This is a genomic window from Rudaea sp., from assembly GCF_047601565.1.
In the GTDB taxonomy this organism is placed as follows: Bacteria; Pseudomonadota; Gammaproteobacteria; order Xanthomonadales; family Rhodanobacteraceae; genus Rudaea.
Genome location: NZ_JASGIY010000001.1, coordinates 544733 through 566383, shown reverse-complemented (window position 1 = coordinate 566383; position 21651 = coordinate 544733). Strand labels below are relative to the sequence as shown.

General features: G+C 65.8%; 17 protein-coding genes. 16 read left to right on the top strand and 1 reads right to left on the bottom strand.

All coding sequences use genetic code 11. From position 1 onward, the window contains the following. The first annotated feature begins 155 nt into the window (after positions 1–155). The 14 genes from QM741_RS02380 to QM741_RS02315 all read left to right on the top strand — a co-directional run bounded on the left by QM741_RS02380 (position 156) and on the right by QM741_RS02315 (position 16610). Positions 156–2612, top strand: a complete 2457-nt coding sequence (locus tag QM741_RS02380) for a TonB-dependent receptor plug domain-containing protein (protein WP_415206148.1) — start codon at positions 156–158, stop codon at positions 2610–2612. Between the two features lie 43 nt (positions 2613–2655). Then, positions 2656–3984 carry an amidohydrolase gene (locus tag QM741_RS02375; RefSeq protein WP_415206147.1) on the top strand — a complete coding sequence of 443 codons (1329 nt, stop codon included), beginning with the start codon at positions 2656–2658 and terminating at the stop codon, positions 3982–3984. Positions 3985–4021: 37 nt separating this feature from the next. After that, a complete protein-coding gene (locus tag QM741_RS02370) occupies positions 4022–5023 on the top strand; it encodes a bile acid:sodium symporter family protein (RefSeq protein ID WP_415206146.1) in 1002 nt (333 codons plus the stop codon). Continuing rightward, positions 5020–6081, top strand: a complete 1062-nt coding sequence (gtdA, locus tag QM741_RS02365; protein WP_415206145.1) for a gentisate 1,2-dioxygenase — start codon at positions 5020–5022, stop codon at positions 6079–6081. Before QM741_RS02370 ends, gtdA begins: the two co-directional genes overlap by 4 nt. A 69-nt stretch (positions 6082–6150) precedes the next feature. Beyond that, positions 6151–6849, top strand: coding sequence for a fumarylacetoacetate hydrolase family protein (locus QM741_RS02360; protein ID WP_415206144.1), 699 nt, complete (start codon positions 6151–6153; stop codon positions 6847–6849). Between the two features lie 14 nt (positions 6850–6863). After that, positions 6864–7508 carry a maleylacetoacetate isomerase gene (gene maiA, locus QM741_RS02355; protein ID WP_415206143.1) on the top strand — a complete coding sequence of 215 codons (645 nt, stop codon included), beginning with the start codon at positions 6864–6866 and terminating at the stop codon, positions 7506–7508. Positions 7509–7542: 34 nt separating this feature from the next. After that, a complete protein-coding gene (locus QM741_RS02350; protein WP_415206142.1) occupies positions 7543–8784 on the top strand; it encodes a flavin-dependent oxidoreductase in 1242 nt (413 codons plus the stop codon). A 122-nt stretch (positions 8785–8906) separates the two neighbouring features. After that, entirely contained in the window at positions 8907–9161 is a 255-nt protein-coding gene (locus QM741_RS02345) for an AbrB/MazE/SpoVT family DNA-binding domain-containing protein (RefSeq protein ID WP_415206141.1), read from the top strand. Next, complete coding sequence (locus tag QM741_RS02340; RefSeq protein ID WP_415206140.1) at positions 9158–9553, top strand: type II toxin-antitoxin system VapC family toxin; 396 nt, start codon at positions 9158–9160, stop codon at positions 9551–9553. The genes QM741_RS02345 and QM741_RS02340 overlap by 4 nt, the downstream gene beginning before the upstream one ends. A gap of 88 nt (positions 9554–9641) precedes the next feature. Further along, on the top strand, positions 9642–11435 hold the full coding sequence (locus QM741_RS02335) for a DUF885 domain-containing protein (protein ID WP_415206139.1): 1794 nt from the start codon (positions 9642–9644) through the stop codon (positions 11433–11435). 172 nt (positions 11436–11607) lie between these two features. Next, on the top strand, positions 11608–12882 hold the full coding sequence (locus tag QM741_RS02330) for an efflux RND transporter periplasmic adaptor subunit (protein WP_415206138.1): 1275 nt from the start codon (positions 11608–11610) through the stop codon (positions 12880–12882). 164 nt (positions 12883–13046) lie between these two features. Then, positions 13047–13766 carry an ABC transporter ATP-binding protein gene (locus QM741_RS02325; RefSeq protein WP_415206137.1) on the top strand — a complete coding sequence of 240 codons (720 nt, stop codon included), beginning with the start codon at positions 13047–13049 and terminating at the stop codon, positions 13764–13766. 160 nt (positions 13767–13926) lie between these two features. Further along, complete coding sequence (locus QM741_RS02320) at positions 13927–15237, top strand: ABC transporter permease (protein WP_415206136.1); 1311 nt, start codon at positions 13927–13929, stop codon at positions 15235–15237. A 158-nt stretch (positions 15238–15395) separates the two neighbouring features. Then, positions 15396–16610 (top strand): ABC transporter permease, encoded by a 1215-nt coding sequence (locus QM741_RS02315; RefSeq protein WP_415206135.1) that lies wholly within the window; start codon positions 15396–15398, stop codon positions 16608–16610. 74 nt (positions 16611–16684) lie between these two features. On the opposite strand, the gene QM741_RS02310 is transcribed toward QM741_RS02315, so the two are convergent. Further along, positions 16685–18241, bottom strand: coding sequence for a serine hydrolase domain-containing protein (locus QM741_RS02310; RefSeq protein ID WP_415206134.1), 1557 nt, complete (start codon positions 18239–18241; stop codon positions 16685–16687). A 311-nt stretch (positions 18242–18552) separates the two neighbouring features. Here QM741_RS02310 and QM741_RS02305 point away from each other — a divergent pair, with 311 nt between their 5' ends. Next, positions 18553–20361 (top strand): amidohydrolase, encoded by a 1809-nt coding sequence (locus QM741_RS02305; protein ID WP_415206133.1) that lies wholly within the window; start codon positions 18553–18555, stop codon positions 20359–20361. Further along, positions 20285–21649: a D-amino acid dehydrogenase gene (locus QM741_RS02300; protein WP_415206132.1), complete on the top strand. Its 1365-nt coding sequence runs from the start codon at positions 20285–20287 to the stop codon at positions 21647–21649. Before QM741_RS02305 ends, QM741_RS02300 begins: the two co-directional genes overlap by 77 nt. The last annotated feature ends 2 nt before the right edge of the window (positions 21650–21651 follow it).

The following is a 21651-nucleotide window of genomic DNA, read 5'->3' as shown; positions in this document are numbered from 1 at the left end:
TCTGGGGAGCAACGCGGCTGCGCGGCGCGAAATCGAAATGATCGTTCTTGTTTAGGGCGCGGTTGCTGAGGGCAGTTCGCTCGGGAGGGGCGAGCGTGTACGGATTCAACCGCGGTTTTTCAATCATGACATTGAAGAAAAAAAGGGTTTCTCGTATGGTCTGTAACAACAAGCATTGGAGTCTCAACCTGTTCGCCGCCGCGATCGCCGCCGGTGTTTCCACGCTGGCCGCGGCGCAGGACGCGGCGAACAGCACGCCGTCGCCGTCGAGCCTCGGCACCGTGATCGTTACGGGCACGCGCGCTTCGAACCGCACCGAGGCGGAATCGCTGTCGCCGATCGACGTGCTGACGCCCAGGGACCTCGCCTCGACCGGCAGCACCGATCTCGGCACGGCGTTGAGCGCGCTATTGCCTTCGCTCGATTTTCCGCTGACGCCGATCGGCGGCAGCGCGGCCACGATACGCCCCCTAGTTCTGCGAGGCTTGTCTCCCGACCAGGTCATGATCCTGGTCGACGGCAAGCGCTATCACACTTCTTCGTACATCCAGCTCAACGGCGGTCCGACCTACGGATCCGCGCCCGTGGACATCAACTCGATCCCGATGTCGGCGATCGACCACATCGAAGTGCTGCGCGACGGCGCTTCGGCGCAGTACGGCTCCGACGCGATCGCCGGAGTGGTCAACATCGTCCTCAAGCACGGCGCGCGCGAGAGCAGCAACAACGTCACCGTCAATGCCGGCCAGCGGAGCAAGGGCGACGGCGCGCAGAACGGCGTCGGCGGTTCCTACGGGTTCGCGTTCGGCCACAAGGACGAAGACGGAAAGGCGCCGGGCTGGGTGCGGTTGTCGGTCGACTATCAGAACGAGATGAAGACCAACCGCGCCTACAACACCGATCGCGCGACCACCGCGCCCGGCGCGTTGCCCGCGGGACAGTACCAGTATCAGCGCTACGGCCTGCCCGCCATCGTCAGCTACCAGGGCCTGGTCAGTTTCGGCTACGCCTTCTCGCCCGCAGTCGAGGCTTACGGCTATCTCACCGCGAGCCATCGCAAAGGCATCACCAGCTCGCTCTATCGTTCGTACAACGATGCCAGAAACATCAAGGCGATGTATCCGGACGGATTCCTGCCGGACAACGTGTCCCATCCGAACGACCTCAACGGCGTGCTCGGTCTGCGCGGCACTACCGAGAGCGGTTGGCACTGGGACGCGTCCGTAGACTACGGAAGAAGCCATCTCGGCTACGATTCCGTCAACACGCTCAACACCAACATGTACTACTCGCTCGGCTATTCGCCGACGAACTTTTTCGCCGGCGCCTACGAATACACGCAACTGGTCGCCAATCTCGACATGTCGAAGGACTTCCAGTTCGCCTTCCTGCCGAATGTAGCGACGGTCTCCTGGGGCTACGAGTTCCGCCGCGAGACGTACGGGATTTCGGCCGGCGATCCGGCGTCGTACTACTACGATCCGAACGCCAGGACGCCGAGCGGCTCGATTCCGGCCGGTTCGTCGCAAGGAACCACGGGCATCCAGCCCGCCTCTGCAGGCGATTGGGACCGCCACGACAACGCCGTCTACGCGGGTATCGAAACCAACCTGTCCGATCGGCTCTCCACAGGGTTCTCGGCGCGCTACGAGAACTACAATGACGCCGGTTCGGCGCTCGCCGGAAAATTCTCCGTGCGCTACCAGTTGACAAACGCGCTGGCCTTGCGCGGCACGATCTCCAACGGCTTCCGCGCTCCGGCTCTGGCGCAGGAGTACTTCACTTCGGTCGGCTCGATCGTCAGTAGCGGGCAGGTCCTGTACAGTGGCACCTTTCCGCCAACGAGCGATGTGGCGCAGTCGCTGGGTGCCAAAGCGCTGAAGCCGGAGAAGTCGACGAACTTCGGCGCGGGCTTGGTCTGGAATCCCACCGAGAATTTCACCTCGACCCTCGACGCCTACCAGATCCGCATCGGCGATCGGATTCTTTATTCCAGCCCGCTGCCGCTGACCGACCTCAGCAGGGGCATCACTTCGGTGCAATACTTCTTCAACGGGGCGACGTCGCGCACGCGCGGCGCGGACTGGGTCAACAGCCTCAGTTTCAATCTCGACGACTACGGCGACTTGAAGCTCGGCCTGAGCGCCAATTGGAACTCAACGGTGTTTCTGTCGTTGAATCCTCCAACCTACGTCTCCAACGGCGTCGTCACGACGACGTTCGGCCGCAATACGCAGGGCAATTTCACCGTCTCGACGCCGCACCAGAAATACATACTCGGCGGCGACTGGCAGCTCCGCAACGGACTGGGCCTGCATGCCAACCTGACGCGCTACGGTTCGGTCACCAACCAGATGAATCCGAATGAACTCGTTGCCGGCAAGGCGGACCAGGTGTACCCGGCGCGCTGGCTGCTCGACGTCTCGGCCAATTACACCTGGAATGCCTGGACCTTCACCGTCGGCTCGGACAACCTGACCAATGTGTATCCACAGAAGAACGCCGTCACCAACGCGCACGAGTTGGGGTCTTTCGGCGTTCCCTACTCGGCGCTTTCGCCGTTCGGGTCCAACGGCCGCTATGTCTACGGCAAGATCAACTATCGCTTCTGACCGGCCGCGAACGCCCTGAACATCATTTGGAGATACAGGCAGCATGATCCGCAAAAAGCCTCTCGTACTGTGCCTCGCCACGCTCGCCGTCGGGCTGTCGCCATGTCTCGGCTTCGGATTCGACGTCGCCGCGACGAAGGCCGCGGCCGAAACCGAAGCGGACAAGGACGCGCCGCAGTTGTTCGCCTTGTACAAGGATATCCACCAGCATCCCGAACTCGGCTATCAGGAGAAGCGCACCGCGGCGCTGCTGGCGAAGGAAATGCGCGCGCTCGGCTTCGCCGTGACCGAGGGCGTGGGCAAGACCGGCATCGTGGCGATCTACAAGAACGGCGCCGGCCCGACCGTCATGGTGCGCACCGACATCGACGCGCTGCCGATCGAGGAAGAAACCGGTTTGCCGTATGCCAGCCGCGTCAGGCAAATCGCGCGCAGCGGCCGGGAGTCGTTCGTTTCCCACGCCTGCGGTCACGATACGCACATGGCCACCTGGGTCGGCACGGCGAAGGCGCTGCTCGCCATGAAGGATCGCTGGCACGGCACTTTGATGTTCATCGGCCAGCCGGCGGAGGAAGGCGGCAACGGCGCCAAGGCGATGATCGACGACGGCCTGTTCGTGCGCTTCCCGAGGCCGGACTACGCCTTCGGCCTGCACAATGCGCCCGATGCGTTCGGCATCTACTATCGTCCCGGCATCGCGAGTTCGAGCGTGGACGATTTCCAGATCGTCTTCCACGGCCGCAGCAGCCACGGTTCGCGTCCCAACATGGGCATCGATCCCGTGCTGATGGCCGCGCGCTTCGCCGTCGACGTGCAGGCCGTGATCAGCCGCGAGAAGGATCCGGCGGCGTTCGGCGTGATTGCGGTCGGCTCGATCGACAGCGGCCCGCTCGGCAACGGCACGCCCGACAAGGCCACCGTGCGCGGCGCGACGCGCGCGCAGGACGCGGAGGTGCGCGAGAAGCTGCTCGCCGGCATCCTGCGCACGGCCAAGGCCGAAGCCGACATGGCCGGCGCGCCGGCGCCGCCCGACGTCGATGTGCGCCGCGGCTATTCGATGATCGTCAACGACGCGGCGCTCACCGAGAAAACGGCGGCGGTGTTCCGCACCGCGTTCGGCGCCGACGTGCACGAACGGCCGCAGCCGATGACCGGCAGCGAGGATTTTTCCGAATACGGCATGGCCGGCGTGCCGTCGTTCTATTTCGAAATCGGCGCGTACGATCCGCAGCGCCTGGCCGAGGCGAAGCAGAAGGGCGAAGTATTGCCCGTGCTGCATTCGCCGAAATACGTGCCGGCGGCGCAGGCCGTGATTCGCACCGGCACGCAGGCGATGACGCTCGCGGTGGTGAACGCGATGCAGGCAAAATGAGGCAAGCCATGCGCTGTTTCCGGACGCCCGACACGATATGAAAAGCACGCTCGCCCTGATTTTCGACCGTTACACGCTCGCGCTGATCTCGACGGTGCTCCTCGCCAGCCTGCTGCCGTGCCGCGGGCAGGCGGCCGAGGTGCTCGGCGTCGTCACCAATGGCGCGATCGCGCTGCTGTTCTTCCTGCACGGCGCCAAGCTGTCGCGCGAGGCGGTGATCGCCGGCCTGACCAACTGGCGCCTGCACCTGCTCGTGCTCGCCTGCACCTTCGTGCTGTTTCCGCTGCTCGGGTTCCTGACCCAGTCGCTGGCGACGAAGATCGTCGGCGCCCAGCTCGCGCTCGGCATTCTTTTCCTGTGCACGCTGCCGTCGACGGTGCAGTCGTCGATCGCCTTCACCTCGATCGCGCACGGGAACGTGCCCGCGGCCGTGTGCGCGGCCTCGGCGTCGAGCCTGCTCGGCATCTTCGTCACGCCGCTGCTCGTCGGCCTGCTGATGCACACGGGCGCGGCCGCGGGCGGCGCTTCCTCGCTCGGCGCGATCAAGGGCATCGTCCTGCAGTTGTTCGTGCCGTTCGTCCTCGGCCAGATGCTGCGGCCGTGGATCGGCAAGTTCATCGACCGCCACAAGAAGGTGATCGGCCTCGTCGATCGCGGCTCGATCCTGCTCGTCGTCTACACCGCCTTCAGCGAAGCCGTCGTCGCCGGCCTCTGGCAGCAGGTGTCGCTGCAGACCCTACTGCTGTTGCTGCTGCTGTGCTGCGTGCTGCTCGCGATCGCGCTGCTGGTCACCTCCCAGCTCGGCAAGGTGTTCGGGTTTCCGCTCGAAGACCGCATCACGATCCTGTTCTGCGGCTCGAAGAAGAGCCTCGCCAGCGGCATTCCGATGGCCAACGTCCTGTTCGCGGGCAGCGCGGTCGGCGCGATCGTGCTGCCGCTGATGCTGTTCCACCAGGTGCAATTGATGGTCTGCGCGGTGCTCGCGCAGCGCTATGCGCGGCAGGCCGCCGCGGCCGTTCCCGCGGGGGAATACACATGACTACGACGAATGCCGGCGCCGCGGCGGAACGCAGCGCGTTCTACCGGGAACTGAAACAGCTGCACATGTCGCCGCTGTGGGAATCGCTCAGCGTGCTCGTGCCGCATACGCCGAACGGGCCGTGCGTGCCGGCGCTGTGGAAGTGGGACGACGTGTTCCCGTTCATCGGACGCGCGGGCGCGCTGATCACCGCGGAAGAGGCGGTGCGGCGCGTGCTGATCCTCGAAAATCCGGCACTGCCGGGGCAGGCCAGCGTCACCCAGTCGCTGTACGCGGGCCTGCAATTGATCCTGCCGGGCGAAGTCGCGCCGGCGCACCGCCACGTGCAGTCGGCGCTGCGCTTCATCGTCCACGGCAAGGGCGCGTATACCGCGGTCGACGGCGAGCGCACGACGATGTATCCGGGCGACTTCATCATCACGCCGAGCTGGACCTGGCACGACCACGGCAACGACGGTCTCGAAGGCGAAGCGGCCGAGCCCGTGGTCTGGCTCGACGGCCTCGATATTCCGATCGTGCGCTTCTTCGACGCGGGCTTCGAGGAAAAAAGCACGGACAAGTCGCAGCGGGTCAGCCGCCCCGAAGGCAATGCGCTCACGCGCTACGGCAACAACCTGCTGCCGGTCGATTACGAGCCCTCGTCGCCGACCTCGCCGATCTTCAGCTATCCGTATGCGCGCTCGCGCGAAGTGCTCGACCGGCTCTATCGCGACGGCGAGGTCGACGCCTGGCACGGCGTCAAGCTGCGCTACGTCAACCCGGCGACCGGCGGTTGGCCGATGCCGACGCTCGCGACCTTCATCCAGTATCTGCCGCGCGGCTTTTCGGGCAAGCCTTTCCGCAGCACCGACGGCGCGGTCTATTCGGTGGTCGAGGGCCGCGGCCGCGTCGTCGTCGACGGCACGTCGTTCGCGTTCGGGCCGAAGGATCATTTCGTCGTGCCGTCGTGGAAGACGCATGCGCTGCATGCCGACGAGGATGCGGTGCTGTTCAGCTTCTCCGACCGCCCCGTGCAGACGGCGCTCAACATCCTGCGCGAAGAGAAGTTGGCCGCCTAGCGCCGCGCGACGACAATGCGCGTGCGCGACCTCACGAATTTTTGCCATTGAACCTATCGGAGTCCCCGAATGAAACTCGCCGTCGAATCCGCTCCCGCCGTCACCGTTCCGGTCGCCGGCACCGACCTGGCCTTCCCGGTGCGCCGCATCTACTGCGTCGGCCGCAACTACGCCGCGCATGCGCGCGAAATGGGTTTCGACCCGGACCGCGAGCCGCCGTTCTTCTTCTGCAAGCCGGCCGACGCGATCGTCTACGTCGCGCCGGGCACGACCGGTGCGTTTCCGTATCCGAGCGAGACGAAGAACTGCCACTACGAAATGGAACTCGTCGCCGCGATCGGCAAGGGCGGCCGCGACATCCCGGTCGAGCGCGCGCTCGACCACGTCTACGGCTACGCGCTCGGCCTCGACATGACGCGTCGCGACCTGCAGATGAAGATGCGCGAGATGGGCCGGCCGTGGGACATCGGCAAAGGGTTCGACCATTCCGCGCCGATCGGGCCGATCCATCGCGCGAGCGAGGTCGGTCATCTGACGAAGGGCGCGATCTGGCTCGACGTCAACGGCGCGTCGAAGCAGAAGGCCGATCTGTCGCAGCTGATCTGGTCGGTGGCCGAGACGGTCGCCTACCTGTCGAAGTTCTTCGAACTCGTGCCGGGCGACATCATCTACACCGGCACGCCCGAGGGCGTCGGCGCCGTGGTCAAGGGCGACAAGATGCGCGGTGGCATCGACGGGCTCGGCGAGTTCGCCGTCGACGTCGTCTGACCGCGGAGCGCGCCGTGAAACTCTACAACTATTTCCGCAGCTCGGCTTCGTACCGTGTGCGCATCGCGCTGAACCTCAAGGGCCTGCCCTACGAGTACCTGTCGGTGCATCTCACGCGCGACGGCGGCCAGCAGTTCGCGCCGGAATACCGCGGCATCGCGCCCGAGGCGCTGGTGCCGGTGCTCGTCGATGGCGAGGCGACGCTGCACCAGTCGCTCGCGATCATCGAGTACCTCGACGAAACCCGTCCGCATCCGCCGCTGCTGCCCGCCGACGCGGCCGGCCGCGCGGCCGTGCGCGCGCTCGCGTTCGACATCGCCTGCGACATCGCCCCGCTCGGCAACCTGCGCGTGCTCAAGTATCTCGGCGCGAACTTCGGCTTGCAGAAGGAGGGTACCGACGCCTGGGTCAGGCACTGGATCGGCACCGGCTTCGACGCGCTCGAGACGCGGCTCGCGCAAAGCCCGGCGCGCGGCAAGTTCTGCTACGGCGACGCGCCGACGATGGCCGACACGGCTCTCGTGCCGCAGGTGTTCAACGCACGCCGCTTCGGCGTCGACATGAGCCGCTATCCGGCGATCGCGGAGATCGATGCGCGCTGCAACGCGCTCGCCGCCTTCGCCGACGCGGCGCCGGCCAAACAGCCCGACGCGGAATAGTCCGCACGCATCGCCTCCAGCCGCGAGTATTTCCATGAGCAAAGAATGTGACGTTTTGATCGTAGGCGCCGGCATCGCCGGTCTGACCCTCGCGCTCGAGCTGCACGATGCGGGCATTGCCTGCCGCGTCTACGAAGCCGCGCCCGAACTGAAGCCGCTCGGCGTCGGCATCAACCTGCTGCCGCACTCGGTGCGCGTGCTCGGCCGCCTCGGTCTCGTCGATGCGCTCGCCAAGGTCGCGGTGACGACGAAAGAGTCGGCGTACTTCAACCACCACGGCCAGCTCATCTATCGCGAGCCGGCGGGTCTCGCGGCGGGCTATCCATGGCCGCAGTTCTCGATCCATCGCGGCGACCTGCATTCGGTGCTGCTCGATGCGGTGCGCGAGCGCCTCGGCGCCGACGCGCTCGTCACCGACCGCCGCTGCACGGGCGCGACCAACGAGGGCGATCACGCCAAGGCGAACTTCGTCGGCGGCGGCGGCGCGCCGTACAGCGTCGCGGCCTCGGTCGTGGTCTCCTGCGACGGCATCCACTCGGCGCTGCGCAAACAGTTCTATCCCGATGAGGGCGCGCCGCGCTATTCGGGCAACAACATGTGGCGCGGCGCGGTGAAGTGGAAGCCGTTCCTGACCGGCGCGTCGATGGTGCGCGCGGGCTGGTTCACGGTCGGCAAGATGGTGATCTATCCGATCCGCGACGCGATCGACGCCGACGGCAACCAGCTCGTCAACTGGGTTGCCGAGATCGCCGCGCCGCAGCCGGCGCGGCGCGACTGGAACGGCCGCGGCCGCCTCGAAGACGTGCTGCCGACGTTCGCCGACTGGCACTTCGACTGGCTCGACGTCGCCGGCCTGATCGAGTCGACGGGCGAGATCCTCGAATACCCGATGGTCGACCAGGACCCGCTGCCGCGCTGGACCTTCGACCGCCTTACGCTGATGGGCGACGCCGCGCACCCGATGGTGCCGCGCGGATCGAACGGCGCGGGCCAGGCGATTCTCGATGCGCGCTATCTCGCCGAGAAGTTCAAGGAACTCGGCGTCGGCCCCGAGGCGCTGGCCGCCTACGACAAGGTGCGCGTGAAGGAAACCGGCGATGTCGTGCTGATGAACCGCAAAGCGCCGCCCGACAAGATCCTCCAGGTCGTGCACGAGCGCACCAACGGCGCGCGCTTCGACAGGATCGACGACGTGGTCGGCAAGGAGGAACTCGCCGACATCGTCAACCAGTACAAGGCCGTCGCCGGCTACTCGCTAGACCAGCTCGCCAAGTAACGCCGGCTTTTCCCGCGCGCGGCGTTGCGTTGGGCGCGGGGGTGGCTTTCAGCATTGCTCATGGCAGGTAATGCAGTTTTGCATTACAATGCGGGCATTGAGGCCGCCATGAGGGCAATCGCATGACCATCCTGACCGTTACCGGGCGCGGGCAAGTCACGTTCCGCAAGGAAGTGCTGCAACATCTCGGCATCCAGCCGGGGCAGAAAATCGAACTCGATCTTCTGCCGGGCGGCAAGGCTGCGCTGAAGGCCGTACGGCATACGGGCGGCTTTCGCGAACTGGCCGGCTGTCTGAAAGGCAAGACCAACGGCAAACGTTTGAGCATCGCGCAGATCAACGACGCCATCGCCGCGGCAGGGGCGGAAGCGAAGTGAAGATCGTCGCCGATACCAACGTATTGTTGCGCGTCGTCACGGGCGATGACCCCGCCCAGGCGCGCGTTGCGACGCGCGCGCTGGAACGCGCCGAACTCGTCGCCGTCAGCCTGCATGCGTTGTGCGAACTGGCCTGGGTGTTGCAACGCAGTTACGGCGTGTCGCGTGCGGATACCGCTGCCGCCATTCGCCAACTTGCCGAAACGCGCAATGTCGCGGTCGATCGGCCTGCCGTGGAAGCGGGGCTGGCCATGCTCGAGGCGGGCGGCGATTTTGCCGACGGCATCATCGCTTTCGAGGGCCGCTGGCTCGGCGGCGAGACCTTCGTCTCGTTCGACAAGCAGGCGGTCAGGCTGCTCAAGGCGCAGGGCCTGCCGGTGCATTCGCTGTAAGGGCCGCAAGCCGCGGCCACGACTTCCAGCACTGGACGGTACGGCGCGGTGCGCGCAGAGTGTGCGCTCCATTTTCGCAGGAGCCGTCATGCCGCGCATCGCCTTCAAACCCCTGTTTCTCGCCGTTGCCGTCGCCTGTGGCGCGTCTTCGGCCGCGCACGCCGCGGACGACGTCGCCGCGCGCGTGAAGGCGCTCAACGCGCTGCTCGCCGAACAGTGGGAATACACGCTCAAGCACCAGCCCGAGTTCGCGACGATGCTCGGCGACTACCGCTACAACGACCAGTGGAGCGATGCGTCGCCGGCCGCCGCGCAGCAACAGAAAAAGGACAACGAGGCTTTCCTCGCGCGTTTCAAGGCGATCGATACGAGCGGTTTCGGCGAGCAGGACAAGCTCAACCAGCAATTGATGGTGCGCCAGCTCGGCGACAACATCCGCGCGACCGATCTCAAGCTCAACGAAATGCCGCTCGACCAATTCAACGGCGTGCATCTGATACTGCCGCAACTCGTGTCGATGGCGCCGTTCGACACGACGAAGCAATACGAAGACTATCTCGCGCGCCTGGACAAGCTGCCGGCACTGTTCGATCAGCTCACCGAGACGCTCAGGCAGGGCGAGCGCGACAAGCTGATGCCGCCGCGCTACCTGCTCGAAAAGGAAGTCGTCGCGCAGATTCGCTCGATCGCCGCACCCGCCGGCGCGGCAAACGTGTTCGCGCGGCCGGTCGCGAAGTTCCCGGACGCCGTGCCCGAAGCCGAGCGCAAGCGCCTGCACGACGCGATCGTCAAAGCGGTCGATACCAAAGTACGCCCGGCCTACGAGAAGCTCGCCGCATTCGTCGAGAAGGACTACGCGCCGAAAGGCCGCACCGAGCCCGGCATATGGGCGCTGCCGAACGGCGACGCGCTGTACAAGTTCGATATCGAGCAGCAGACGACGACGGACAAGTCGCCGCAGGAAATCCACGACCTGGGCCTCGCCGAAGTCAAGCGCATCGAGGGCGAGCAGCTCAAGATCGCGCAGAAGATGGGCTACCGGGATTTGCCGGGCTTCCGCGCCGCGCTTGCCAAGGATCCCAAGACCCATGCCACGTCGCGCGAACAGATGCTCGATCTGTACCGCAAGTACATTGCCGGCATGCAGCCCAAGCTGCCGCAGTCGTTCGGCCTGCTGCCGAAAACGCGGCTCGAGGTGGAGGCGGTGCCCGAATACGCCGAGAAGGATGCCTCCACGCAGTACCTGCAGGGCACGCCGGACGGCAAGCGGCCCGGCCGCGTCCAGGTCAACACCTACGATTTCGCCAACCAGAGCCTGCTCGATATCGAAACCACGGCCTACCACGAAGGCGTGCCGGGTCATCACATGCAGATCTCGATCGCGCAGACCTTGCCGGGCCTGCCGCCGTTCCGCCAACAGGCCGGCTACACGGCGTACATCGAAGGCTGGGCCTTGTACGCCGAGCGCCTCGGCGAGGAGCTCGGCTTCTACCAGGATCCGCTGAGCTATTACGGCCATCTCGACGACGAGCTTTTGCGCGCCAACCGCCTCGTGCTCGACACCGGCGTGCACTACAAGCACTGGACGCGCCAGCAGATGGTCGACTGGTTCCATGCGCATTCGGCGCAGGCGGAACCGATGGTGCAGTCCGAAACCGACCGCTACATCGTCATGCCGGGCCAGGCGCTCGCCTACAAGATCGGCCAGCTCAAGATCCTCGAGCTGCGCGCGAAGGCGAAGAAGGAGCTCGGCGACAAGTTCGACATCCGCGCATTCCACGACGAGATCCTCGACGGCGGCGCGTTGCCGCTCGATGTGCTCGAGACGCGCGTGGACGGCTGGATCGCGCGCACCAAGGCGCAGGCGCCTAAGGCATCCTGAGTGGACAAACCGGTTGTCCGCGCCGCGTCCGCTCGACTCGACGGACAACGGACGGACAGCCGGGATTGGCAAGAAATCCATTGAAAGCAATGGATTGAAGCGGCAGTCGGTCTTGGCATGCGACTTGCTCTGATGGAGTCGAACCGACTTTCATCGAAGCACGACCGCAGCAATGATCCGCGACACTTCAGGCCAGGACCGCCGCATCGAAATCGCGCAGCCGCGCATCAACAAACGCTGGATCGTCATCGGCGGCGTCGCTGCCGCGGTGCTCGTCGCGCTGGTCTGGCTCGTGCCCTCGGTGGCGCGGCTCATGTCCGCGGGCTCGTCGGCCTCGGCCGCATCGCTGCGCATCGCCACGGTCAAGCGCGGCACGCTGGTGCGCGATGTCTCCGCGCAGGGCAAGGTCGTCGCCGCGCAGGCGCCGACCTTGTACGCGACCGCCGCCGGCACCGTCACCCTGCTCACGCATGCGGGCGACAAGGTCGAGAAGGACCAGGTCCTCGCCGAAGTCGACAGCCCCGACCTGACCAACAAGCTGCAACAGGAGCAGGCGACGCTGGCGAGCCTCGAAGTCGACGTCGGCCGCGCCGGCATCGACGCGCGGCAGAAGGAGTTGCTCGCGAAGAAGACCGTCGATTCGGCGCTGATCGATCGCCAGACCGCGGCGCGCGAAGTCGAGCGCAAGTCGCAGGTGTTCGAGAAGGGCGCGATGCCCGAGATCGAGGTGCTGCGCGCGAAGGACGCGCTGGCCAAGGCCGATCTCGACGTGACTCACGCGCAGGCCGATGCGCGCCTGCAGAACGAGACGGCGGCGTTCGACGTCAAGACCAAACACCTCGCGTTCGAGCGGCAGAAGCTGCTCGTCGCCGACCTCACGCGCCAGGTCGACCAGCTCACGGTGCGCTCGCCGGTGGCCGGCCAGGTCGGCCAGCTGCTCGTGCAGCAGAAGGCCAACGTGCCGATCAATACCGGCCTCGTCACCGTGATCGACCTGACCTCGCTCGAAGTCGAGCTGCAGGTGCCGGAAGTGTTCGCGCACGATCTGTCGATCGGCATGCCCGCGGAAATCGCCGACGGCGCGACGAAATACAAGGGCGAACTTTCCGCCGTGTCGCCCGAGGTGGTCAACGGCCAGGTCGTCGCGCGCGTGCGCTTCGCCGGCGACAAGCCGGCCGGCCTGCGCCAGAGCCAGCAGCTGACCACGCGCATCCTGATCGACGAGCGCCCGAACGTGCTGATGGTCGAGCGCGGTTCGTTCGTCGACTCGGGCGCCGGCCGCGTCGCCTATCTCGTCCACGACGGCATCGCCGAGCGCCGGCCGATCCAGGTCGGCGCGACCAGCCTCAACGCGGTCGAGATTCTTTCCGGCGTGAAAGAGGGCGACCGCATCGTGATTTCCGGCACCGATGCGTTCAACGGCGCGGAGAAGGTGGTGCTGAATTGATTGTCTTTCCTTCTCCCGGCGGGAGAAGGTGGCGCGGCAGCGGCGGATGAGGGAGGAGCGTTGCCGATTTCGGTCTCGTCGCGGTTTGCGAGGCATTTCCCTCATCCGCCCTTCGGGCACCTTCTCCCGGCGGGAGAAGGGAAGACAAAGAGCTGGAGCTTGCAATGCTGAAAATGCAACATTTGTCAAAAGTATACCTGACCCACATGGTCGAGACGCACGCCCTGCGCGACTTCTCCATCCACGTGCGCGACGGCGAGTTCGTCGCGGTGACCGGGCCGTCGGGTTCGGGCAAGACCACCTTCCTCAATATCGCCGGCCTGCTCGAGGAATTCACCAGCGGCGAGTTCTGGCTCGACGGCGTCGATGTGCGCGGCCTCGACGACAACGCGCGCTCGAAGCTGCGCAACGAGAAGATCGGCTTCATCTTCCAGGGCTTCAACCTGATTCCCGACCTCAATCTGTTCGACAACGTCGACGTACCGCTGCGCTATCGCGGCTTCAACGCGGCCGAACGCAAGCATCGCATCGAGGAATCGCTGACGCGCGTCGGCCTGTCCTCGCGCATGAAGCACTATCCGTCCGAACTGTCGGGCGGCCAGCAGCAGCGCGTCGCGATCGCGCGCGCGCTGGCCGGCTCGCCGCGCCTGCTGATGGCCGACGAGCCGACCGGCAACCTCGACTCGCTGATGGCGCGCGGGGTGATGGAACTGCTCGAGGAGATCAACCGGACGGGCACGACGATCGTCATGGTCACGCACGATCCCGAGCTCGCTGCGCGCGCGCAGCGCAACGTGCATGTGATGGACGGGCAGGTCACCGATTTCGACGAGGAGCCGAGATTCGGGATCCGGGATTCGGGAGTCGAAGCCGCTATGGCGTAGCTTTGACCTCCCTTCTCCCACCGGGAGAAGGTGCCCGAAGGGCGGATGAGGGAAAAGCCTTCGAGCACGGATTGAAGTCTTGATGAGTCGAGACGCTCTTCCCTCATCCGGCGCTGCCGCGCCACCTTCTCCCGGTGGGAGAAGGGAAGCAGGAGTCACTATGTTTTCGTACTACTTGCAACTCGGCCTGCGCAGCCTCAGGCGCAATCCGATCCTCACCGCGCTGATGGTGTTCGGCATCGCGCTCGGCATCGCCGCGAGCATGACCACGCTGACCGTGATGCACCTGATGGGCAGCGATCCGATTCCGTGGAAGAGCGCGAAGCTGCAACTGGTGGAGATGGACAGCTGGAGCGCGGACACTCCGTACAACGACGACGGGCGTCCGCCGGAGCAAGTCACCTATCGCGATGCGGTGGCGCTGATGGCGGCGGGCAAGGCCGACAAACAGGCGGCGATGTTCAACCTGGCCCTGCCGATCCAGCCCGAGAATCCCGAGGTCAAACCGTTCCTGTCGCTCGTGCGCACGACGTATTCGGATTTCTTCGGCATGTTCGAGCCGCCGTTCAAGTACGGCCGGCCGTGGTCGAAGGCCGAGGACGATGCGCATGCGCGCGTCGTCGTGCTGTCGAAGGCCGGCAACGAGAAGCTGTTCGGCGGCGCCGACTCGACCGGCAAGACCGTGCGCATGGACGGCAAGGATTACACGGTCGTCGGCGTGCTCGACGACTGGCCGCTGCGCGTCCTCTACTACGATCTCACAGGGCGCGGCTCCTTCGACAGTCCCGAAGACTATTTCATGCCGTTCACGACCGGCATCGACCTGAAGCAGCGGGCGAGCGGCAACAACAGTTGCTGGAAGGAATCCGGCGACGGCTGGGAGGCCTATATTGATTCCGAATGCGTCTGGATCAAGTTCTGGGTGCAGCTCGATACGCCGGCGCGCGCGGCCGAGTACAAGGCGTTCCTCGACGCCTACGTCAACGAACAGAAGAAGTCGGGCCGTTTCCCGCGCCCGCTCAACAACCGCCTGCTCGACGTCAACGCCTGGATGGCCGACCAGAAAGTCGTGTCGAGCGACGTGAAGGTGCAGGCGGGCCTGGGCTTCGCCTTCCTCGCGGTGTGCCTGGTCAACACGATCGGCCTGTTGCTTGCCAAGTTCACGCGCAAGGCCGGCGAAGTCGGCCTGCGCCGCGCGCTCGGTGCGAGCCAGCGGCAGATCTTCGCCCAATTCCTGACCGAATCGGGCGTGATCGGCCTGGCCGGCGGCTTTCTGGGTTTGCTGTTGACCGGCCTTGGCCTGATCGTCGTGCGCGTGCTGTACGCGGATTTCAAGAACGTGGCGCAGCTCGATTGGCAGATGATCGCGATGACGGTCGCGCTCGCCATTCTCAGCGCGGTCGTCGCGGGATTCTATCCGACCTGGCGCGCGTGCAGGGTCGCGCCGGCGGCGCAGTTGAAGACGCAATAGCTTTTCCCTTCTCCCATCGGAAGAAGGTGCCCGAAGGGCGGATGAGGGAAAGACCTTCGCGCACCGATCAAGTCTTGATGGATTGAGACGCTCTTCCCTCATCCGGCGCTGCCGCGCCACCTTCTCCCGCTGGGAGAAGGACAGCAAAGGTACCTCACATGGAAATCCGCCCCATCCTTTCCGCGCTGATGCGCAGCAAAGTCGCGATGATCCTGATCGGCCTGCAGGTTGCGCTGACGTTGGCGATCCTGTGCAACGCGCTGTTCATCATCCGCCAGCGCGTGGAGAAAATGCAGCGGCCGACCGGCATGAACGAGACCGACACCTTCCTGGTCAACAGCACCGGTTTCGGCGAAGGCTTTAACGTGCAGACGACGGCCGACGCGGACCTTGCGGTGTTGCGCAGCCTGCCCGGCGTCGTCGACGCGACGATGACCAACAGCATGGTGCCGCTCGGCGGCAGCGGCTGGTCCAGCGGCGTCAATCTGCAGCCGGAGCAGAAGACGAGTACCGCACAGGCCGCGTACTACATGCTCGACGATCACGCGATCGATGCCTACGGCATGAAGCTCGTCAGCGGGCGCAATTTCAAGCCCGAGGAGGTCGCGTTCATGACGTTGAACGACCGCAAGACCTCGCCGGTGCTGATCGTCACGCATGCGCTGGCGGAAAAACTCTTTCCGGGCGGCGATGCGCTCGGCAAGACGATCTACGACCAGGATACGCCGTCGACGATCGTCGGTATCGTCGATAGGCTGCAGGTGCCGTGGCTGAGCCGCGGCGACGAGGAGATCGAATATTCCGCGATCTGGCCGACGCACCTGGCCTACGGCAACGGCGCGACCTATCTGATCCGCGCCGAGCCGGGCCGCCGCGACGAGTTGATGAAAACCGTCGAAGCGAAGCTCGGCGAGAACAAGAGCCGCATCGTGCGCAGCCTGCGCAGCGAGGAGAAGGTTCGCGCGGACGCCTACGCGGACGACCGCGCAATGTCGCTGATCCTCGGTGGCGTCATCGTCGCGCTGCTCACGATCACTGCGCTCGGCATCGTCGGCATGGCGAGCTTTTGGGTCGCGCAGCGTACCAAGCAAATCGGCACGCGCCGTGCGCTCGGCGCGACCAAGTTCGACATCCTGCGTTATTTCCTGACCGAGAATTTCGTCATCACCACGCTCGGCTTGCTCGTCGGCGGCGTGCTCACGTATGCGTTGAGCCTATGGCTGCTCACGCATACCGACGGTGCGAAGCTGTTGCCGTGGTACTACGTGCCGGTCGGCTTCGCCTGCCTGTGGCTGCTCGGCCAGGTCGCCGTGCTGGGACCGGCGACGCGCGCGTCGCGCGTGCCGCCGGCGGTGGCGACGCGCAGCGTCTGACCGCCTCGTGCGCGTGCGCGCGAAGACGATGCGCGTCTATCGAGAATGCGCACGCGGGGAAGAATGCCGTCCCTTCATTCGCAGGCCCGCTCGCGCGTGAAAGCGAGGTCTTCGTAGTCGGAGCTGAAGTCGGCTTCGTGGTCGACCTTGGCCATGCGCAGCGTGCCGTCGGGCTGTTCGGGGAAGCGCAGCCATGCTTCGACGTCGCCGTGATCCCAGTGCACCAGGTAGCGGTCGCCGATGCGCATGACCTGTCCGGTCAGCCGCGGCGACTTCAGCGAGGCGAAACGCACCGTGTCGCCGCGCGCGCACAGGCGCGCCTCGCCGAACCAGGGGTCGCGCCAGACGCCGAGGCGATTCTTCAGGTCGGCCGGTGCCGCCGGCGTGCGCGAGGACGTGTCGGGAACGCCCGTGCGGCGATGCTGCTCGTTCTCGTGCGCCAGTTCGTCGGCGTAGCTGGCCACGCTGCGCGCCTTGGCCGGCGCGGTGAAGTGCTTGTCCAGCACTTCGATGAGCACGCTGCGCGCATCCTCGGCCTCGGCGTTGATCAGGAAAACGAAGCCGCTCTTGCGGAACGGCAGCAGGGTCATCGCCGAGTACATGCCCGAGAGCGTGCCGGTGTGCGACACGGTCATTTCTCCGTCGACGTCGGCGATGCGCCAGCCGTAGCCGTAGCCGAAGAAGAGCGTTCCGTCCCAGGCGCGGCGGCGCGCGGAGATCGGCATCGGCGTGTAGGGGGTCCATTCGGCGTGGCGCTGTTTCGGCGCCAGCCAGTCGAGTTGCTGCGGCGTCGGCGCAAGCCAGTTCATCGCCCACGTCAGCATGTCGTTGAGGCTGCAACGTACGCCACCCGCGGAGTCCATCGTGGCGGGATGCACGATGGCGCCTTCGGCGTGCACGGCGACGAAGCGGCCGTCGTCGTCCGTGACGTGCGGGCTCGCCACGTTGCCCACCTCGTCGCGGTTCCAGGTGCCGATCTGGCAGCGTTTCATGCCGAGCGGCTCGAACACTTCGCGACGCAGCAGCGCGGGATACGGCGTGCCGCCGGCCGCGGCCGCGAGCTGGCCGGCCACGATATAAAGCGTGTTGTCGTAGGCGTAACCCGCGCGAAAACCGTAGGCCGGTTTGAGATACTGCATGGCCGCGACGACGTCGTCGGGCGTGAACTCGTTGGGCGTCGGCCACAGCATCAGATCGCCGGCACCTTCGGGCAGGCCGCTGCGATGCACGAGCAGATCGCCGACCTGCATGTTCGCCGTGACCCACGCATCGTGCATGCGGAACGACGGCAGGTATTTCGTCACCGGGTCGTCCCAGCGCAACTTGCCCTGCTGCACCAGCCGCGCGAGCAGGCTCGCGGTCATGGCCTTGGTGTTGGAGGCGATCTCGAACAGCGTGTCGGCGTCCATCGGCTTGCCGGAGTCGAGATTGCCCAGCGCGCGCGCGTAGACCACCTTGCCGTCGTCGATGACGCCGACGGCGATGCCGGGCAGGTGATAGCGCGCCACCACGGCATCGACGAGAGAATCGTAGTCGGAGCGCTTGCCGGTCTGCGCGGCGGAAGCCGGTAGCGCGGCGGTGCAGACGACCAACGCCCATGTCGCCAGCGTGGATATCGCGAAGTGGCTCATGCTGTTTTCCCCATGGCGCCGGGTGGCGATCGCGATGCCGGTGAGCCCTCATCGCCGATCATCGAAGGAGCATAACCGGCGCCCGGCGCCGGCCACCAATGAAAAGACCCGCACGCAGCATAACCCGGGGTTGGATGGGGTACGATCCGGGCCGGCAGGATACTAGGGTGCCGCGTGCCTCGCGACGGCGAGTGTCCACAACATGAGGTTATGCGGAGTATCGGCCTTTTCATTGGTGGCCCGCCGTTGCCGCGGCGTACGCTTTGCCGCGAAAGTCGCGGCAGAAGCTCATGCGACGAGGGGAGAATTCGATGAGATCGTTCGCCATGTCGCTGCCGGGCATCGTCCTTGCCATCGCCGCGAATGCCTCCACCACCGGCGCATCCGTTACGGGTTTCCCTCCGACGTTGCCGCCGGCCGATCTGGTTCTGCGCGACGCCACCGTCGCCACGCTCGACCCGCTGCAGCCCGAAGTGCAGGCCGTCGCGATCCGTGCCGGGAAAATCGAAGCCGTCGGCAGCGACGAGGCGATCGCCCGTTACATCGGCAAGCAGACGAAGGTGCTGGACCTGCACGGCGCATTCGTGACGCCGGGTTTCATCGAGGATCACGGCCACCTGATGGACACCGGCGAGTCGCTGATGCAGGTCGACGTGGGCCAGCCGGCGAACTGGGACGAGGTCGTCGCGGTCGTCAAGGCCGCGGTCGCCAAGGCCAAGCCCGGCGAGTGGATCGTCGGCCAGGGCTGGCAGCAGGCGAAGTGGAGCAAGGTGCCGCAGCCGAACGTGGACGGCCTGCCGCTGCCGACCGCGCTCGACGCGGTTTCGCCGAACAATCCGGTCCTGCTCAACCACGCCAGCGGGCACGGCATCATCGCCAACGCGCAGGCGCTCAAGCTCGCCGGCATCGGCGACAAGACGCCCGACCCTCCCGGCGGCGCCATCGTGCGCGATGCGCAGGGACACGCGACCGGCATGCTGCGCGACAACGCGGCCGATCCGGTGTTCGCCGCTTACAACAGTTATCTGAAAACCCTGCCTGCCAGCGAACAGGAAGCGCGCCGCGAGCGCGCGCTGCAACTAGCCGTGCAGAACGAGATCGGCAAGGGCATCACCACCTTCGTCGACCAGGGCGAGAGTTTCAAGACGGTAACCTGGCTCAAGCAGCAGGTCGGGAAGGGTTTGCCGCTGCGCCTGTACGTGTACATCGACGAGAAATCGCCGGCCGAACTCGACAAGCATCTCGCCGAATACCGCACCATCGGCTACGCCGACAACCGTTTCACCGTGCGCGGCATCGGCGAAGACGTTTCCGACGGCGCGCTCGGCACGCACAGCGCGTGGTTCCTCGAACCGTACAGCGACGCGCCGACGCTCACCGGCCTCAACGTCAACAAGATGAGCGATCTGCGGAAGATGGCGCAGATCGCCGCGCGCGACGGTTTCCAGGTGGCGATCCATGCGATCGGCGACCGCGCCAACCGCGAATTGCTCGACATGTATCAGGACATTTTCACGCAATATCCCGAAGCGCGGAATCTGCGCTGGCGCATCGAACACGCGCAGCATCTCGCGCTGTCGGACATTCCGCGCTTTGCGCAGCTCGGCGTGATCGCGTCTATGCAATCCATCCATGCCTGCTCGGATGCGCCGATGGTGGTGTCGCGCATCGGCGAGAAGCGCGCCGAGGAAGGCGCCTACGTCTGGAAGAAACTCATCGACAGCGGCGCGATCGTGCTCGACGGCACCGACACGCCGGTCGAGGACACCAACCCGATCGCGAACTTCTACTGCGGCGTCACCCGCGCCTACGCGCACGGCGCGAAGAAACTTTTCCCCGCACAGGCCAAGACGCGGCTGCAGGAATTGCAGTCGTACACCTGGAACAACGCCTACGCGATCTTGGCGGAAAACGAGTTGGGCTCGCTTTCGCCCGGCAAGTTCGCCGATCTCGACGTGTTCTCGGGCGATCTTCTGACCGCACCGGCCGACGACATCCTGCGCACGCGCGTGCTGTATACGATCGTCGGCGGCAAGGTCGTCTATGCCCGCCCCGATGCCGACAAGTGGCACAAAGGCCAGCGGTTCGAGCCGATGCCGGAATTCGACCACGCAGAATGAACTGCGGCGGCGGCGCGCAAGAAAGGAATCGATAGTGCACATACTCGTTCTCGGCAGCGGCGTCGTCGGCGTGAGCACCGCCTGGTATCTGGCGCGCGCCGGTTTCGAGGTGACCGTGGTGGATCGCCGGGCCGCGCCCGCGCAGGAAACCAGTTTCGCCAACGCCGGCCAGATCTCGCCCGGCTACGCCTCGCCGTGGGCTGCGCCCGGCGTGCCGCTGAAAGCGTTGAAATGGCTGTTCTCCCGGGACGCGCCGCTGGTGATCCAGCCGGGCCTCGATCCGAATCAATACCTGTGGCTGCTGCAGATGCTGCGCAATTGCACGGCGCGGCGTTACGCGGTCAACAAGGCGCGCATGGTGCGCCTGTCCGAATACAGCCGCGACTGCCTCGACGAACTGCGCGCGGAAACCGGCATCGACTACGAAGGCCGCCAACTCGGCACCGTGCAGTTGTTCCGCACACAGTCGCAGCTCGACGATGCGGGCAAGGACATCGCGGTGCTCGAACAATACGGCGTGCCGTACGAAGTGCTCCATCGCGCCGGCATCGTGAGAGTCGAACCGGCGCTGGCGCGCGTGGTCGACCGGCTGGCCGGCGCGCTGCGTCTGCCGCGCGACCAGACCGGCGATTGCGCTCTGTTCACGCAGCGGCTGGCCGAGCGTGCGAAAGCGGCCGGCGTGGAATTCCGCTACGACGCCACGGTGGAATCGCTCGAGGCTTCCGGCAAGCGGATCGCCGGCATACGCATCGACGGCAGGATCGAAAAGGCCGACCGTTACGTGCTCGCGCTCGGCAGCTACACGCCGCAATTGCTCGCGCCGCTGGGCATCCGCCTGCCGGTGCATCCGCTCAAAGGCTATTCGCTGACGTTGCCGATCACCGATCCGGCGATGGCGCCGATGTCCACCGTGCTCGACGAAAACTACAAAGTCGCGGTGACCCGGTTCGAGCAGCGCATCCGCGTCGGCGGCATTGCCGAAGTGTGCGGCTATAACCTCTCGCTGCCGCCGAAGCGTCGCAGGACGCTGGAAAGAGTCGTCGCCGAGTTGTATCCGCAGGGAGGCGATCCGGCCCGGGCGCAATTCTGGACGGGCCTGCGCCCGGCAACGCCGGACGGCACGCCGGTGGTCGGCGCCACCGGCTTCGACAACCTGTATCTCAACACCGGCCACGGCACGCTCGGCTGGACGATGGCGTGCGGATCGGGACGCTATCTCGCCGACCTGATCGCCGGCGCGACGCCGCGGATCAGTACGGAAGGCCTGGATATCTCCCGCTATGGCTGAGT

Bases quoted from the DNA above. Each gene is read 5' to 3' on its own strand.
- QM741_RS02305 (WP_415206133.1), top strand. From the start codon at position 18,553: ATGAGATCGTTCGCCATGTCGCTGCCGGGCATCGTCCTTGCCATCGCC.
- QM741_RS02315 (WP_415206135.1), top strand. From the start codon at position 15,396: ATGGAAATCCGCCCCATCCTTTCCGCGCTGATGCGCAGCAAAGTCGCG.
- QM741_RS02310 (WP_415206134.1), bottom strand. From the start codon at position 18,241: ATGAGCCACTTCGCGATATCCACGCTGGCGACATGGGCGTTGGTCGTC.
- QM741_RS02325 (WP_415206137.1), top strand. From the start codon at position 13,047: ATGCTGAAAATGCAACATTTGTCAAAAGTATACCTGACCCACATGGTC.
- QM741_RS02380 (WP_415206148.1), top strand. From the start codon at position 156: ATGGTCTGTAACAACAAGCATTGGAGTCTCAACCTGTTCGCCGCCGCG.
- QM741_RS02320 (WP_415206136.1), top strand. From the start codon at position 13,927: ATGTTTTCGTACTACTTGCAACTCGGCCTGCGCAGCCTCAGGCGCAAT.
- QM741_RS02350 (WP_415206142.1), top strand. From the start codon at position 7,543: ATGAGCAAAGAATGTGACGTTTTGATCGTAGGCGCCGGCATCGCCGGT.
- QM741_RS02345 (WP_415206141.1), top strand. From the start codon at position 8,907: ATGACCATCCTGACCGTTACCGGGCGCGGGCAAGTCACGTTCCGCAAG.
- QM741_RS02335 (WP_415206139.1), top strand. From the start codon at position 9,642: ATGCCGCGCATCGCCTTCAAACCCCTGTTTCTCGCCGTTGCCGTCGCC.
- QM741_RS02360 (WP_415206144.1), top strand. From the start codon at position 6,151: ATGAAACTCGCCGTCGAATCCGCTCCCGCCGTCACCGTTCCGGTCGCC.
- gtdA (WP_415206145.1), top strand. From the start codon at position 5,020: ATGACTACGACGAATGCCGGCGCCGCGGCGGAACGCAGCGCGTTCTAC.
- QM741_RS02330 (WP_415206138.1), top strand. From the start codon at position 11,608: ATGATCCGCGACACTTCAGGCCAGGACCGCCGCATCGAAATCGCGCAG.
- QM741_RS02300 (WP_415206132.1), top strand. From the start codon at position 20,285: ATGCCCGCCCCGATGCCGACAAGTGGCACAAAGGCCAGCGGTTCGAGC.
- QM741_RS02370 (WP_415206146.1), top strand. From the start codon at position 4,022: ATGAAAAGCACGCTCGCCCTGATTTTCGACCGTTACACGCTCGCGCTG.
- QM741_RS02375 (WP_415206147.1), top strand. From the start codon at position 2,656: ATGATCCGCAAAAAGCCTCTCGTACTGTGCCTCGCCACGCTCGCCGTC.